Annotated in this window: 24 protein-coding genes; 3 read left to right on the top strand and 21 right to left on the bottom strand. The window is 52.5% G+C overall.

From position 1 onward, the window contains the following. Positions 1-232 precede the first annotated feature (232 nt). Entirely contained in the window at positions 233-541 is a 309-nt protein-coding gene (locus WCX19_RS12215) for a hypothetical protein (RefSeq protein ID WP_373008516.1), read from the top strand. Between the two features lie 433 nt (positions 542-974). Here WCX19_RS12215 and WCX19_RS12210 read toward each other — a convergent pair whose 3' ends face one another. The 11 genes from WCX19_RS12210 to WCX19_RS12160 form a co-directional block, all read right to left on the bottom strand. Beyond that, positions 975-1,172, bottom strand: a complete 198-nt coding sequence (locus tag WCX19_RS12210) for a hypothetical protein (protein WP_373008514.1) — start codon at positions 1,170-1,172, stop codon at positions 975-977. 2 nt (positions 1,173-1,174) lie between these two features. Next, positions 1,175-1,996, bottom strand: a complete 822-nt coding sequence (locus tag WCX19_RS12205; RefSeq protein ID WP_373008512.1) for a hypothetical protein — start codon at positions 1,994-1,996, stop codon at positions 1,175-1,177. Between the two features lies 1 nt (position 1,997). Further along, the gene (locus tag WCX19_RS12200) at positions 1,998-2,162 is read right to left on the bottom strand and encodes a hypothetical protein (RefSeq protein WP_373008510.1); all 165 of its coding nucleotides are present in this window, start codon (positions 2,160-2,162) and stop codon (positions 1,998-2,000) included. Further along, on the bottom strand, positions 2,149-3,648 hold the full coding sequence (locus WCX19_RS12195) for a transcriptional regulator (protein ID WP_373008508.1): 1,500 nt from the start codon (positions 3,646-3,648) through the stop codon (positions 2,149-2,151). The genes WCX19_RS12200 and WCX19_RS12195 overlap by 14 nt, the downstream gene beginning before the upstream one ends. Next, positions 3,648-3,902: a hypothetical protein gene (locus WCX19_RS12190; protein ID WP_373008506.1), complete on the bottom strand. Its 255-nt coding sequence runs from the start codon at positions 3,900-3,902 to the stop codon at positions 3,648-3,650. Before WCX19_RS12190 ends, WCX19_RS12195 begins: the two co-directional genes overlap by 1 nt. Further along, on the bottom strand, positions 3,902-5,131 hold the full coding sequence (locus WCX19_RS12185; protein ID WP_373008504.1) for a hypothetical protein: 1,230 nt from the start codon (positions 5,129-5,131) through the stop codon (positions 3,902-3,904). The genes WCX19_RS12190 and WCX19_RS12185 overlap by 1 nt, the downstream gene beginning before the upstream one ends. Positions 5,132-5,228: 97 nt before the next feature. After that, positions 5,229-5,405, bottom strand: a complete 177-nt coding sequence (locus tag WCX19_RS12180; protein WP_373008594.1) for a zinc-ribbon domain-containing protein — start codon at positions 5,403-5,405, stop codon at positions 5,229-5,231. Between the two features lie 187 nt (positions 5,406-5,592). Further along, a complete protein-coding gene (locus WCX19_RS12175) occupies positions 5,593-6,297 on the bottom strand; it encodes a hypothetical protein (RefSeq protein WP_373008502.1) in 705 nt (234 codons plus the stop codon). Continuing rightward, positions 6,294-6,437, bottom strand: a complete 144-nt coding sequence (locus tag WCX19_RS12170; RefSeq protein WP_373008500.1) for a hypothetical protein — start codon at positions 6,435-6,437, stop codon at positions 6,294-6,296. The genes WCX19_RS12175 and WCX19_RS12170 overlap by 4 nt, the downstream gene beginning before the upstream one ends. Further along, the gene (locus WCX19_RS12165; protein WP_373008498.1) at positions 6,434-6,595 is read right to left on the bottom strand and encodes a hypothetical protein; all 162 of its coding nucleotides are present in this window, start codon (positions 6,593-6,595) and stop codon (positions 6,434-6,436) included. The genes WCX19_RS12170 and WCX19_RS12165 overlap by 4 nt, the downstream gene beginning before the upstream one ends. A 14-nt stretch (positions 6,596-6,609) precedes the next feature. Then, positions 6,610-6,957, bottom strand: coding sequence for a hypothetical protein (locus WCX19_RS12160; protein WP_373008496.1), 348 nt, complete (start codon positions 6,955-6,957; stop codon positions 6,610-6,612). 132 nt (positions 6,958-7,089) lie between these two features. Between WCX19_RS12160 and WCX19_RS12155 the strand changes: the two genes are divergently transcribed. Then, positions 7,090-7,230: a hypothetical protein gene (locus WCX19_RS12155; RefSeq protein WP_373008494.1), complete on the top strand. Its 141-nt coding sequence runs from the start codon at positions 7,090-7,092 to the stop codon at positions 7,228-7,230. Positions 7,231-7,306: 76 nt separating this feature from the next. After that, complete coding sequence (locus tag WCX19_RS12150; protein WP_373008492.1) at positions 7,307-7,591, top strand: hypothetical protein; 285 nt, start codon at positions 7,307-7,309, stop codon at positions 7,589-7,591. A 336-nt stretch (positions 7,592-7,927) separates the two neighbouring features. On the opposite strand, the gene WCX19_RS12145 is transcribed toward WCX19_RS12150, so the two are convergent. The 10 genes from WCX19_RS12145 to WCX19_RS12100 all read right to left on the bottom strand — a co-directional run. After that, on the bottom strand, positions 7,928-10,246 hold the full coding sequence (locus WCX19_RS12145) for a PKD domain-containing protein (RefSeq protein WP_373008490.1): 2,319 nt from the start codon (positions 10,244-10,246) through the stop codon (positions 7,928-7,930). Further along, positions 10,243-10,668, bottom strand: a complete 426-nt coding sequence (locus tag WCX19_RS12140; RefSeq protein ID WP_373008488.1) for a hypothetical protein — start codon at positions 10,666-10,668, stop codon at positions 10,243-10,245. Before WCX19_RS12140 ends, WCX19_RS12145 begins: the two co-directional genes overlap by 4 nt. Beyond that, positions 10,665-11,747: a hypothetical protein gene (locus WCX19_RS12135; protein WP_373008486.1), complete on the bottom strand. Its 1,083-nt coding sequence runs from the start codon at positions 11,745-11,747 to the stop codon at positions 10,665-10,667. The genes WCX19_RS12140 and WCX19_RS12135 overlap by 4 nt, the downstream gene beginning before the upstream one ends. A gap of 101 nt (positions 11,748-11,848) precedes the next feature. After that, positions 11,849-12,325: a hypothetical protein gene (locus tag WCX19_RS12130; RefSeq protein WP_373008484.1), complete on the bottom strand. Its 477-nt coding sequence runs from the start codon at positions 12,323-12,325 to the stop codon at positions 11,849-11,851. A gap of 14 nt (positions 12,326-12,339) precedes the next feature. Then, positions 12,340-12,798 (bottom strand): hypothetical protein, encoded by a 459-nt coding sequence (locus WCX19_RS12125; RefSeq protein WP_373008482.1) that lies wholly within the window; start codon positions 12,796-12,798, stop codon positions 12,340-12,342. Between the two features lie 9 nt (positions 12,799-12,807). Then, on the bottom strand, positions 12,808-13,263 hold the full coding sequence (locus WCX19_RS12120; RefSeq protein WP_373008480.1) for a hypothetical protein: 456 nt from the start codon (positions 13,261-13,263) through the stop codon (positions 12,808-12,810). After that, entirely contained in the window at positions 13,250-13,717 is a 468-nt protein-coding gene (locus WCX19_RS12115; RefSeq protein ID WP_373008478.1) for an HK97 gp10 family phage protein, read from the bottom strand. The genes WCX19_RS12120 and WCX19_RS12115 overlap by 14 nt, the downstream gene beginning before the upstream one ends. Next, on the bottom strand, positions 13,717-13,956 hold the full coding sequence (locus WCX19_RS12110; RefSeq protein WP_373008476.1) for a hypothetical protein: 240 nt from the start codon (positions 13,954-13,956) through the stop codon (positions 13,717-13,719). Before WCX19_RS12110 ends, WCX19_RS12115 begins: the two co-directional genes overlap by 1 nt. A gap of 3 nt (positions 13,957-13,959) precedes the next feature. Then, a complete protein-coding gene (locus WCX19_RS12105) occupies positions 13,960-14,592 on the bottom strand; it encodes a hypothetical protein (RefSeq protein WP_373008474.1) in 633 nt (210 codons plus the stop codon). 82 nt (positions 14,593-14,674) lie between these two features. Further along, the coding region (locus WCX19_RS12100; RefSeq protein WP_373008472.1) for a hypothetical protein at positions 14,675-14,939 on the bottom strand (265 nt) is incomplete at its 5' end.

Genomic DNA, 14,939 nt, shown 5'->3' with positions numbered 1-14,939 from the left:
TATAAATAAGTATCTATAGTCACATAAAAGTATTAAAAAAAGGGGGGGATTATCGTCTGATTACGACCCACTCCCCGCCCACAATCGCTTTCTTAAACGGATGCGCACGATCGTACCTGACCTTATTGAGGGCATTCCGGTTCCGGTTCCGGTTCTCTTTGTTAATCTTCGCAGATTCTGGATTGTATCCCGGTTGGCAATAATGGCAGATCTCTTCTGACTGAGTAATATAGTGGATCTTGATAGAAGAGTCCGCCGCGTATTTCTCCACGCAAGAGGGGCAGGGCCTTTTCCCGGCACGCTCTGCTTTGTTGCACGCATTACACCCGGTTGGACGCTCGCCTTTCTCGATCAACTCGACATAGTGAACGAAACCGTGCCGATAATCCCCGGGGCTCTCATGAAGTACCAGTGTCGCGGGCCGGCCGCATCGGGAACATTTCGGATGCTTCTCTACCTGAGCTTTTCTGGCTGCGATGCACCGGGGATGCCGGCACCAGGTGCGGATGTTTTCGAGCCGGGCGAGGATGACCGGGTTTAAGTCTGGCGTTCAAATCACCAACACTTTTGCTGCTTCATCCACGGTCATCGTGTACTTGACCGGCTCTATCTCCCCTTTCCGGATCATCGCTTTCCGTTTCGTGGATTCCAACCGAGATACATGGCCCTGGTGGTGTACGCTATCCCCCCATGCGGGAAGGGATTTTTGGCGGGGCATGTTTACTGCGCCTCTTTCGATTTAAAAAATTCCTTTCGTACTTTTTCAGGGCACCAATGGAGAAACTCGATTACCCCGAGCCCGAGACACCATGAGAATATCAGACCTCGTGAATCGTGGTAGGGGTCAAATCGCCTAAAGTAGATTGGACGCAACCCGACACAAATCTGAAATTTTTTGGTGTTGTAGTGCCACCAGATAACATCCAGTACGCTGTTTTCCAATTCATGACCGCACAGCGGGCAGTTCTTCATGATCACACCTTCTTGAATTTTGCAAGCATTCCCTCAAAGGAGGCGCCGATCCCATTCAATCTTTCGGCGTTGTGTTTTTGGCACCAGTACGGCGACCATGCGGTACCGGCCGGATGGTTGCATCCGGGTTCAACGCACTTTTTCCCGGTGTGATATTTTGGATCGTTTCCGGGATCGTTTGGATCTTCACACGGTTCCATGATCACACCCTCTCCGGTAATGCTGCCTGCCGCTTTAGTCCGCTCGCGTACAGAATCGATTCCCGCCACGATATGCGTGGTTCTGAATGCCCGTTTCCGAGATTGAACGGATATTCCCGGCCGTGTTTCGTGCCTCGCGGCGTGAGTCTCCAAACCTTACCTTCGCGCACCTGGAACGGCCGCCATTGCCCATCCTCACGATAGTTGGCAAGATAATGGTTCAATCGTTCCGCGGTAAGATCAGGATCGTCGCAGAGCTCTACAAGTCCCGATGGATTGTACCAGCCGGTTTCCCCGTGAACGTACGCGGGCCCGGGGGGGTCCAGCACATCGGCGAGTTCGGAGTATCCGAGTTTCCTTAACGCGGCGGCCTGCATCACCTTGGGATCGGTACCGGTCAACTCTGCGATCTGTTTGGCTTCGATGAGATCGTAGGCAACTACCTCGTCCAGCTCTTGTGATCCCGGCCCGACCGGAGCGATCTCCTTTTTCCGCAACTGTTGAATGGCTTTTGGGGCGTTGGCACGGAACGTCTTAATCAATTCTTTTGCCCCGGGATTCTTCACATTCTTCACGCTGGATATAGAGAGGACCGCGTATAGTCCGGGTTCGTTCACGCATTTTATCACCCCCGTTGACAAATTGTCAACGTCTGAAACGCAACCAGAGAAATCGTCTGGATGGCGTTCGATCTGCTTGAATATGGTACTGTCATCGATCCCCCATGCTTTCGAGAGATCGTAGATCGGGAACCATATTTCCCCGTCTTTTTCAAGCACGCGAATATCGTGACCTTCAAATAGGTTGATAAGTTCGTTTGTCATATTAGTAATCATCTTCCTTGTGCATACGGCGTTCTTTTATTCCGGCCAAAAGTTTCTCCATTGACTCGTCCGTCAAGGAAAAGGATCTGCGGGACTCTTCTCTGACAAAACGGATCTCGTCATACGCCATGCTCATAACTTTGAGCTGGGCCTCATCGAATTGCATAACGCGGCCGCTTCCCATTACCATGAGGTATCCGCCTTTGTGGGGTTTGATAAATTTCATTGCGGATCTCACCCTGTAGTGCTTTCATGCCTCGCTCTAGATCGTAGAGCCGCGTCGCTGCCGGGTACTTGGTATCATACAGCGGTTCGATCTGTTCCCGATTGTTGTGGACCTCTCCTTGAAGGCATCGGATAATCTCCATGAGCTCTGCCCGGTCCCGGCCCTGTCGCTGCTCTACCTCATGGAGGCGGGCGTTGTGGTGCTGGATGCTGGACTCTGCGTTGTCAAGTCGCAGAGTAAGATCGCCGAGGTCCTTTGCCGTGCCGGGATAGGTGTGATCTGCGAAGTTATCCGTGCAATCCGGATCTTTTAAAATACCCACGGTGGACTGATATTCCTTAAGATTATCCCGGTATTGCTTCTCTCGCTTCTCCCAGAAATCCGGTGTTGAACCGAGTTTTTCAGAGAGGCGGCAGGCCATATCATTGTCTATCAGGAATCGACCCTCAAATAGAGCGAGCACGTGGCTATCTGAAATTTCCAGCATCCGCGCTAGTTTGAATCGGGATATCCCCTGCTCTTCCATAATATCACGGATTGTATCCCCGGGCGGAGATGGTCTTTCAGGATCAGCCATCGCACCTTCCGGAGCCGTGCCACTTGTAGGTACTGGACTTGGTTGCGGGACTGGTTTTTTGACTGGAATGCAATCAGAACAGACATGACATTTTGAATCTGATGGTCGCATACACCCAGAGCCATGTGTGTGGGGTTGATTATGGAAGCAGGTGCTCGGTTTACATACACGCGCTTCCGGGCAAATGAAAAGTTCCGGCTCAGGTGCTTTCTGTGCCGGCTGATTAGAATGAATGATTTGACTTGTCCCCGGTGCTATGGTATCTATACATTCTTCTATACTGCCCATAGTCTCTTCGTGAGATAACCCGTTTGCAATTTGATCGTGCAACTCGTGCAATTGATCCAATGCGCGTTCTCCTTTTTCCCGCGCCTCTCGCAGCGCATTCCCCTGTGCGTCAAGGTTTGCTCGCTGCATGTCGCACAACTTTTCAAGTTCCGCGATCCGATCTTCGAATTGCATTCCCTCGGCCATCATACGTTCTTCCGAACGTACTACCTCTTCATTGAGGCGGGTGATCTTCGCGCTCTTCTCCTCAATCATTTTAACATGCGTTGCTGCGAGTTCCCGGTTATCTTCACAACGCTTCCGTAATGCGATGATCTCTGCATCTCTCTCGGCAAGAGCCATCTGACCCCTAAACGATAATTTATCGTTTTCGCGGTTCATCCGCATCTGCACGGCTTCGTTGAGTTCTTCCGGTTTCAAGGACAGTGCCGGACTTCCTTCGTGTGATTGGCATGCGGGATACACGCGGATACCGCCGATCCTTCCCTCCGCGAAAACCTCTTGCTTGTGATCTGTGTCTTCAATTACGATACAAATTACCGGATTGTTTTCTTCTAGCATTATGCACCTCCAGATAATTGCTCATACCAGGCTCGATCAAAATCACGGGATGCGAGATCCGGAGATTTCCCAAATCCTGCGACGCCGCCCTGGAGATTCTCCCCGTATAGGCAACACCACATATCCCCATCGATTGAGACGGTTGGTTTGAGCATCATGAACGGGCGCAGGCGTTCGACTGAGGCGCGGCAATCGTTGTCAGCGGTTACTCCCTCCAGCTCTAAAACGGAGGGGTGCTTGTCTTCCCACGCCATTATGCACCCCCAGCCGGCTCCGGCTCTCTCATCTCAAGGAACGAGGCCGCGAGATCCGCCATGTGAACCAGCGGGATAAGACGATACCTATCCGAGGCGTTCGTGATCGCCAGATTCCCCGCGTATGAGTTCTTCACATCGTCGTATGCCATCATGTGCCAGCGGATCGCCATGATCTCTTCATCGGTGAGTTTAACACCGTGCTGAAGAATCAGTATTGTCGATTTCTCTCCATGACCACACGGGAACTGATCATCAATCGTCCATACGAGCGTTTCATCCCAGATCTTCCGGCCAAAATCGTCATAGACCAGATCCCCGTTCTCATTTTTGCGGGGCAGTTGCTTCTTTTCAAGGCGGTAGAATTTCGTCTTGCATACGTCGTGTAAGAGACTTATGAGGATCCGCGACTCTTCCGGAATGTCAACGGTATAGATCTTTGAGAGTGCCGTGAGGTTGTCATAGACCGTCAGGGAGTGATGCAGGAGACCCCCCTCGCGTGCGTCGTGGTATTTTGTCGATGATGGAGCAACAAAGAAATCCGTTTTGTCGATCAGGTACTGGAGAAATTCGGGGATCCCGTCTCTCTTGACCGATGAGAGAAGATCCTTAAATCGCTTGAACTCCTCCCCCCATTCATCTTTCTTTAGCTCTTCCGCTTTCTGGACCGGCGCCGCAGCCGCAGGAGACGTGCAGGTTTCCTGTTTGGGCTGAGCTGGGGCAGCATCTTTGATATTCTTCTCAAGGATCTCTTTGGCAGTCGGTGCGTGTTGCTGCGGGCCGGGGCCGGTCCACTTGATGTCCGTGGCAACCTGACCGGTTATTACAACTGTGGCCTGGAATCCGACATTGGTGCCGAAATTTTCTTTTTCACGGGCGAGGAGTTCCGGGCTGACCCCTATCGTATGAATGCCCTTCCGGTCCTCGATTCCGATCTGGTTGAATTTGTTGATTCCTTTGAACGTTCCGGTTACCGTCGTCTCAACTCCCTGATTGCACTTTGACCGGTACCCCGTGTCGCTCTCAAGGGGTACTTCCTGAACGTGCTCAATCCATCCCGCCTTGTCGCCTTTCTCAATGATCTGTGCCACGACGTTCTTTCCTTTGAGAGGCCGGGCTTTCAGGAACGCGGCAACCTTCGCGATCATCTTACGGGAAGTTACTGAGTCTCCCTCAATGCGGGCCTCGTCGCCTTCGTAATCGAACTTGCCGATAACGGTTGATGTCATTTCGGCACCGCCGCCGCTCTTTCTTTGCAATGCTTTTTCAGATATTCCGGGCATTTGATGCAAGACCAGGGCCACTTCCCGGGGCACTTTCTGGTCATCACCGGCACCCCCGGAACTCCGGGTAATCCGGATATGCATATGCCCCGGGCGCCCACTCGTAGGGCACCGGTTTTAGATCATACCCGCAACCCGGGCAGATTTTAGTCTTTTGCGATACCTCCGTATGGCACGACGGGCATTCCTGCGGGCATGTCGGAGGGATTGATCGGTGCATGAATGCCGGTCTGTGGGCACAAGTTGTATCTGTCATCGGTGCACCTTCCGCCCAAGGATTGCCGCACACGGCCCGGGTTCATACTGTCGGGCCGGTACCGGTTCCTCCGTAATCATAGGGCGCAGATTGTGCGGGCGCATCTTATAGATCAAGGCCCGGATCTCGTTTGCCACGGGGGAATCTGACATCATGATGCCTCCACGTTGCCAAGGATTACGGGAGTACTTTCCCGCAGGTCTGCTTTTATGATTTGGATTTCGTCGTTTTTCAGGTGAAATCCTACTGCGACACGCAGGGCAATGATCCATTTCGCTGCAATGCCGCCCCGGTACCACGTGATGATACCCTCGCCTGCCTTGATACCCCAGCCTGCCTTGATACCCGAGCCTGCCTTGATACCCGAGCCTGCCTCGATACCCTCGCCTGCCTCGATACCCCAGCCTGCCTTGATACCCGAGCCTGCCTTGATACCCGAGCCTGCCTCGATACCCTCGCCTGCCTCGATACCCCAGCCTGCCTCGATACCCCAGCCTGCCTTGATACCCGAGCCTGCCTTGATACCCGAGCCTGCCTCGATACCCTCGCCTGCCTTGATACCCGAGCCTGCCTTGATACCCCAGCCTGCCTCGATACCCTCGCCTGCCTTGATACCCGAGCCTGCCTCGATACCCTCGCCTGCCTTGATACCCGAGCCTGCCTTGATACCCGAGCCTGCCTCGGACCAGATATGTCCGGTTGCCCGGATGCCGGCCGCAAACTTTACCCAGCCGAGATCGCCATCGATCTCGACATGGCCGTCGAAATCTATATTCTCCTTGTATTCGTACTGGCCCGTTCCCTCGTTCTTCACGAGCGAGTAGGCCGAGATCCGGAGGATAGCAATATCAGTCATGATGCGATCACATCCGTGACCGCTTTCTTGGCATCGAACGGTTCCGCATCCCGGAACACCGTGCTCTCAATAGCAGCCGCCGCGCCTTGGATATCCCGGGCGGCTCGATCCGTGTCTGCATCGATCATCAATGAGGTCATTCCTTCTTCACCACCACAAACCCGGTTTTGGTCTCTCTCACAGTCATTTTTGTACCGCGCACGATCCCTTTCCTCCGGCACGATTCGGCCGGAAGAGTAAGCCGCAGGGCCGCGTAGGGCCCGCCGCTTGATACAATGCTGATGTCTTTTTCCTGCATTAATTTTCACCGTCTCAGTCAATCGCAATAGTACTAGTGAGTACCTCACTGTGATCGCACGATGCAACCCAAGCGCGCACCGCGCGTATCCGGGCTGTGATCTCTGCCGTGATGCTCTCGATATTATCTACATCGTAGTGGATCGAGTTCGCCGGGATATCCTCGGTCAGTTCGCCGTACTGGAAACGGATTCTTCCGTTGCTGTCCGTCGCCCCGCAGAACACCCCCGCGCCATCTTCATCTGTTGTCCTCGTGAGCTCGCGCGACATGTTCGACCCTGCTGTTTTCTCGTCGACAGTCACGTTGCAGTACTTTTTGCCGGTTTTCACTCCGCGCTCAATTTTTAGGTTAATTGTTTGCATTTCTTTCATCTCCATTTTTGTCTCGTGCTTCACTGCACACTTACCTATACACTGTGCAGGTTTATATATCTTCCTCTTTGTAATTTAGGTCACCCTACAAATTAAATATAAGATGAGATAAATATAATGCATATGAAGATCGGCAGAATTGTCAGGGTCGTAAAACAGCAGATCCGGCACAAGGAGTTTGGCGGGCAGCGCCAGCTCTCTCTTTTCCTGAAACCAGACCCGGGATACCGCCGGGCTGCGCACGCTCCGATGTGCGTCCGTTAAGCCCCCAAAAAGTATATATTCCTGCACAGTATACTATACAGTGGCTACGAGCCGCAAATAAAGGAGATTGGAAACAATGATTGAAAAGAAAATGCAGATTGTTATTGCCGGGATTCTGATTGCTCTCCTTATCGGGGGTGCTATCGGATATCTCGCAGGGAACAGCACCGGATATTCGGCAGGGATCGCATACGAGAAAACGCAACCGGTCAATGTGACGGTGTATGCTTATTCGGGGCACACTATCCACGCTACTGATTATTACGACATGGCCAAAGAGGATAGGCTCACTGTGGGAACTCCCGGGGATTATGAACGGGATTTCAATATCACTTCGTATTCAATTATAACCCAGCATTAATTCTTTTTTCAGTCAGAAAAACAAATTGCAGATATTTCCCGGAATTGCCCGGGATCCGGGATCATCTGAATCCCCGGAAATATCCGGATAAACCCCCCGCCCTTTGCAGAAATACGACAGTACCCGCAATCGTTCAGGGCCCGGGCAACGTCCTGTTCGAGCCTAAGGATCCGGCGGCTGGAGAGTTCCGGGGCGCCGGCTGCGGCGTCACAAATCGCAGTAATTGATATTAGGGGCGGCCATACGCGGCGGATAAGCAACCCCTGAACAAACGGGAAAACAATCTGGTAATCCCACGAGTTCCTAAAATCGCCCATTGAAAAGAAATTGTTTTCCTTATATTAAACTTTTTTGTGTCGCGGCAGTGTTTCGATCCAGGTAATTCCAGACATCTTTTACGTAATCCCCAAGAGTGAGAGAGATAGTCATAGCTGCAGCATCTAGGGTCCATTCGACAACCTGCCTCTCGATTGCTGTCGCGCCGGTAGAGGGCACCACTGAAATCCGCTGACCTTCGCGAATGAATGCCGGCTTAGTGAGCTGTACGCCATCCCGGACCTGGTTTGCCGTCCATTGATAATAACTGACTGTGGCGGTGGACTTTTGGTAATATGTACTCCCCTGAATCAGCGCCGATGTCGCGGAGACCTCGAGATCCCCATATGTTGTCGAGGTGCTGGCAGTGACAGTTTTCGCAATAATCCCATTGACCTGTACCGGGGATCCGGTTTGTGGGCCGGTTTCTGTGTATTGCGTTTGAGAGATCAGGCATCCGGGGAGATGGGGGATAATTTTTGTTGATCCGACCCCAATATCCCCGGCGCTGTTGATGCTGACGCTCGGTCCGTAATTCTCATCGTCCCCAATATCGCGAAAAGTTCTTTTTTCAATACCTATATAATGATCAGTCCCGGTAGAGATTACGGTATTGTCCGCTACATACACCCGTGTCAATAAAAATACACTGTACTTCATTAAAGTAATAGTATCCAGATATCCTGAAGAAAATGCAATGGTGGTGGTAAGTGTGCCGTCGGACTGTGTCTGAGTGGTAACTGCCGTAACTGTTTTTGCTCCGTAAATCTGTGTGGCGTTTGTCGATTTTACCCCGTACACAAAAAATGTGTCGCCAACCTGGATTGCATACCCTTGTCCAATAAGCACTATTGCGGTTGCACTCACTGCATAAGAGTATACATAACCCTCTGTTTTGTGGGTGACATGCGTCGAATTTTCAAAGAATCCTTTCGTTGAATCCCACGCATCTTTTGCAGCAAGACTTACGGATATCGTAGAATCTGTACCGGATGCCGCTGTGCCCTCGACCGGGGAGGAGAATGAGGCGGTCCCCTTTTCGGTAATTTTCGTAAAAAGATCGTCTTTGTTATCAGAATTTGCAAATTTTATGAGGTTTACATTATTCGTAAATGATCGTACTGGGGTGATTTCGGTGAGATCGGATGAGAAATCCAGGCGCGGGATCTGCACCACGAGGCAGTTATCCGTTGCAGTCGGAATTGTTGAGGCCCCGGCAAGCGTCGCGGTAATCGTAGTCGTGGTGTTCGCAGTAATAATCCCCCACGCCAGGATCCCGGTATAATTCGGCGCAGATACACCGGAATTCAGATAATTTTCCGTGGGGAAAAGCAACCAGTTCCCGACGAGTTCCGATGCGGTAAGACCCGCGCTCGTGATTGTTACTGCGTTCGTGCCATTGAACGTCGCATACTGGAAAAGTTTTGTCTCCATCCGGGTACGCCAATCGTAATCCGTGGCACCTGTGAGAGTGGTGAACGCCGATAATTTGTCGATATCGGAAAGGGTCTGGGAGATTTTTGCCCCGCCATAATCAATGAATCCCCCCCGGGTACCTATAAAGTCCGGCTCCCCGCTGTTCGTGGCAAGGATCAGCGCCGTGAGCCGGCCGGGCGTCTGCGTCTGCGTTCCCCTGTTACCGGAGATCACGTTCCAGTCAGACAGTTTCCGGATATCAGAATATGCCTCGCAGGTGTACACAGATTTTTGGGGTGATGTTCCCGGCTGGCTTTTTAGCTCCTTGTCCGCCTTAGTGATTTTACCGGACCAGATCACGTCATACCCGGCGACGATGGCGATGTTCTTGTACCGGCCGACAATACCTGATTCAAACAAATCAATTTCATTTGCCGTTGCGGATCCGGAATTCACGATTTTGAATGTGGCCTTTCCTGCTTTGGTGATTGCACCATTGATTGTCAGATCCTGATAATAGAGATTACAGGCCCCGGTCTTTGTCCGGCAGATGCAGGTCGATTTCGGCGAGGTTTCGCTTGAGCGTTCGTAGACAAAAAGCGAGATGTTCCGGTATGCCGATGCTTGAGAGGGGGGAGTGAATGTACCGGCTTGGATTACAATCCATGCAGTTTTTGTGGTTGTAATAGTTCCGGCACCCGTAGATGCAGTACACGTTAGCGATACGTCATAGATACCTGCCGCCGTGTATGTATGCGATGGATTCTGAGTGGATGCAGTACCAGTGTCTCCGAAAGACCATGCCCACGAATCTACATACCCGCTCGTCGTTGAAGATTTGTCGACAAACCGCACTTTCACCGATCCACCAGCCGGCATGTAAAAGGTCCGGGGTAGCGCATCAAAATCAACAGTAAGCGTCATGAATTCGCCACGATCCTCAATGAGATATCATAGGTGATGGTATTGCCATGGCCGCCCTGCTCGTTCATGTTCAGGCGGGTAACGATACAATACCATGTTTTTGTGGTCGGCCATGTGAGTACAAGCGGCAGGATCTCGGTTTTGGCCAGTTTCAGGAGCTTTTCAAAGTTGGTTGATCCCGGGGTTGTCCAATCCGCCGCACCGAGGCCGTCTTTAAATTGCCCCTGGATAATGATGGTCTCCTGTGTGTATTTTAGATCCATCGCAGAAGCCTGCGTGTTCCCACTGGAATCTGCAGGGGCCTCCAGTACCGCGACATCGTTCACATACGAGTATTGCGGGCCGCTTCCCTCATTATAGGTCTTGTCGAAATTTACGGAAACGGCACCGGCCTGATTTGCAAGGGTGCAGGCGTAAGTCATGGGGTTACCTTCGTCAATCCTTTCTGCCGCATCAGTTCCATAAATTTGTTGAACATTTCCGTCTCCGATTTGAACGATCCGGTCATCTGGAACGTATAGGAATTCCCACCGGAGTTGGCAGCTGTGCCGGAACTGTTCACTCCGCTGTACGTCTCTCCTTTATGAACCACTGCGACACCGGTTTGTGCGACAGTGCCACCAGAATCCAGACTGGGAAGCCCGAGCGCGCCGGCTGCAATATTGTAAGTGGATTTGCCGGCCGACCATAGAGATTTGAGGAAGTCCCATACCCAGCCGACCGCATTTGCCACGAGATCGAGCGTGAGCGTGGTAAGGGAGGGCCCGGCTCCGATCCCGAACATGTACTGCAATAAAGTCAGGGCAAATGACGCGGCGCTTGCCAATGCCCCAACAATTGCAGAACCAATGTTAATCGTAAGATCCACCAGGGAATTCACCAGTTTCCCCGCGCCAGTAAACGCCCATTGTACCAGGGACCAGAGCCAGCCCCCAACGCCTTCGAGGAGCGCGAATGTAAACGAGAGCGTAGATTTTATCGTGCCGTTACCGGTTGCCCACATCAGCAATCCGACCAGCCACGTGATCGGGTTTGTCAGCAATGCAAGATTAATCCCGAATTTCAGAATTGATTCGAGCGACAGGTTTTTGGTGAAATTTTTAAACGCAATAACCATTTGGTACAGCCATCGGATACCCTGAATGAGGAATGGCATCAGGGGCAGGAGGATGATATCGACAAGGTACCCAAGCAGCCGGCCCACGGTGCTAAAGAGGGTCGTGAGGATCTTTGAGTTTGAGAATGCCATAAGAAGGACACCGACACCGACACCGATCACTGCCGCCAGACCGGTAACCGATTTCGTGAGCGTGGAAAACACTGAGCCGATGTCCCCCTTCATCAGGTTTTCCTGAGCGGATGCAATACCGCCCGTAAGTGATTTCTGCTTGGGTGCGGTTGATCCTCCGGTCCCGTACCCGCCGGCTTTTGCCAGCCCGTCCATGACCTTCTTGCCCTGAACGTCGACAAGAATTTTAACGTTGTAGTTGGTTTCCGCCATTTACCCTCTTTTGCCGTTCGACTATCCCGTTCACAAGGAACAACTCTTCGATTGCGTCGGTACCAAGTTCTGAAGGTTTTTTCCCGAGCGCGAGGCAGAGTTCAACTATCGCCTGTCCCCGCTCGCTTCTTGAGAAAGGAGATCGCAGTCTGGTGCGCTTCCTCCATCAGGGTCTGGGCTTCTTCAAAGATCAGTTGGGCCTCTCCGGTCTGGTTGTCGTAGTACTCCCACGCGCCGGGCTCATTATATGGGGCATCGAGACAGATGGACGCGAGCCCCCGGTAGATGTGGGAGGTATTGTCTTCGATGAATCCTTCCGGCAGGTTGGCAATATCCACATCGCCGCGCTTGACTTTTTCGAGGTCGATTCCTTTGTATTTCCGGATAAATTTCAGAATTTCGCGCTTGATTGAGGGAGGAAGTGCGGTCCGGATCCGGATCTTTACTCCGTTGTGTTCCAGCACAAGGAACTTCTCTCCGGACGCCCGGATCAGGCTTTCCATTCCCTGATATTTGGCCGCCTGTTCTTTCTCGAATTCTTCGCGGGCTGCAAACTCTTTTTCGGGATCGAGTACCATCTTTTTTCACCTCCTCACGAATTCGCAAAGACGCAGGTCGAACCTTCGCCGCTGAACTCCGGAGTCCACCAGTCGTTTTCCGGCAGGCCCATGGGGATCGATTCGAAGTACACGCCGGTTACCGTCTGCTTACAGATAGTCCCGAGTGCCCCGGTCGCTGTTGCCACCACCGTAAACGTTTTCACGGCGTTGGTATCCAGCACAGTGCCGTCGTTTGTTGTAGGGTTCAGGATCGAGTACATGAACGAGGTTCCCACGATCGTGTCGAACTTCGCAGCCTTGATCTTGACCTCTACCCGGAACGTGTGCCGGGCCAGATCCTGCCGGAGGATTGATCCGCCTCCGTAGAGTTTTGCCACGTCGTATTTTGGTGTAATCTCAATGCCTTTGAATACCGCGACAGGGGATGCGCCATCGATCGTGATGACCCCGCGGTTTCCGAAAAATGTGTCCGGTGTTGCTACTGCTGACATTTTCCCTCCTTAAATGATCTGTTTTACTTGCAGGCCAAGTGTCCAGAAGTGCATGACATAATCGCCATTACGCCAGTACCCGATTTCGAGCGTAGCGCTGGCAGTTTCCGCCCCGCATGGGATCCCCAGTGCAGACGTTGTCGTGATGGTAGCGTTTGTGCGGGTGAACAGGTCCAGCGCAGCCAGCCCCCAGTTTCGCACGGGGCGCAGGCCGGTTGCCAGATCCGGGTACTTGTAAAACGCTACGATGTGAACCGGGTAAGAGTGCTCCTCGCCATTGGCATAGATGCCGATCGTATCCCGCCCTTCAACGAACGGAATTACATAGGATGTGAGCGGCTCGATGTACGCGGGCTCCTCATCACGTTCTGTAACGGAGATAAGCCCCCCGAGCGCCTCTGCATTGTCATTGACACGGGAGATTATCGCGTCAACAATCGCATTGATCTGGTCACTGGATGACATGATCGGCGCTCCTGAACATCTGCATTACCGCTTCACACGCATTTGCAATCCCGGCCTCGATCCCATTCTCGATGAAGGGATTCGGGCGAATTCCGCGAGTGCATCTCCGGAAAATCATATCCCCGCCACCCCGGGGCTTCCACGCCATGACGTGAAGATGCCGGGGATTTTTCTTGCTCATCCCTTTCGCGCAAATCATCTGATGCCTTGGGCCATAGAGACCGGTCCCGGTGATGTGGAACGGAAGGTACGCGGTGTTGTTGGAGAACTCGATCTGTTTGGTGCCGATCCGGCGCTCGTGCCAGTGCTGGCGCATGTACCCGGTGTCGACCGGTGTGCCTTTGACAACTTCGGCCTGGATCTCGCCCATGAAAACGTCAAGGATCCGGCTTTGCAGCTCCTCGATGTTCGCGGTCCCGTCAACAACTTCCTGCAGTACCTTCCGGTCGTTCATTACAACACCTTGCCTAACCAGACTGCGAGAATGGAGATGGCAATCGGAACAAGTACAAGAATCGCTCCGTCACGCCCGATCCAACGGCTTTGCTGGTTTTTCACCGTTTGTACCGAGCCACAAAGGCCGCCTTGTCCGTCCTCCCCATACACAACCTTTTCGAGCTTTTTTTGAGACTCAATAAGGTTTTTCAGGTCGGATCTTACCTCTATTAGGATGTCATGGTCCGATTCTGCCAATTTTTACCTCCACGCGCTACCCATGCAGCGCATACGCTTGAAATTGTCAAGCTGGCTCCGGATATCGGGTGTCATCACATCTGATACCTGGACCTTGAACATGTCCGCGGATTCCTTCGTACCGATCGTCCGGGCGGCGCTTGCTTCCTGCAGGGCACGGTACTTGGCAAGGTAATTTGATACGATCTGCTGCGCAATCATCCGGATCGCATCAAGTTCTGCGGAAGCGGCTGCATACCCGGCAACGTATATGATTTGCACATTGTTACTGCCAAGCATCGGCACATTCTGGAAGAAATTAATGTATGTCATAGTACCGCGTTGAAGAACCGCATAATCGGCCGAGTTTGCCGCGATGCCGGCCGCCCGCTGAATCCGGGCCGTCCATGACGGGGCACTGGTTTCAGATGCGGTATTTTCCGATACTGATGTTACAGAAATCACGGGTTGTTCCCGCATGAGAAACATCCGATCCCGGGGAAGATATTCTCCGAGTTCGGCAGAGGCCCCCCGGCCATTATGGTACTCAGTGTACGTCGTCTGTTCGAATGAGGTGACCTTGCAGTACGAGTTGATCGCAGCGGTAATGGAATTGATGAGATCGGCACAGAAAAGAGTCCACTGTGCGGAGGTCATTTTCTGACCGCCGTACTTGAAGTCCTGATACCCCCAACCCCCGGCTGAGGATTCGATATCTCCCTGCACGAGGTACGCCATTTTATGGGCCGGCCGCTTTTGTTACCGCCACTTCGGGCGCGTTCATGATTCGGCGGACCAGCTCAACGTCATGTTCGGTATACCCACGGTGCGCTTCAAATGCGGCGCGTATCTTCTGGTACTCTGCCTCTTCGAGCAGCAACGGCGAGCCTTCCGGCCACGCTTTAATCTTTTGCGCGAGCCGGTCATTATCCAGAAGTTCGGCCATTCCAAGCCGCTGTTCCGGGAGAAAGAGGGCCCCACAAATGCTTTGCTTCACGATGTAC

This window comes from Methanoregula sp., from assembly GCF_041663825.1.
GTDB lineage: Archaea > Halobacteriota > Methanomicrobia > Methanomicrobiales > Methanospirillaceae > Methanoregula.
Note: the sequence above shows the minus strand (reverse complement) of the source record. Positions and strands in the feature narration are given on the sequence as shown.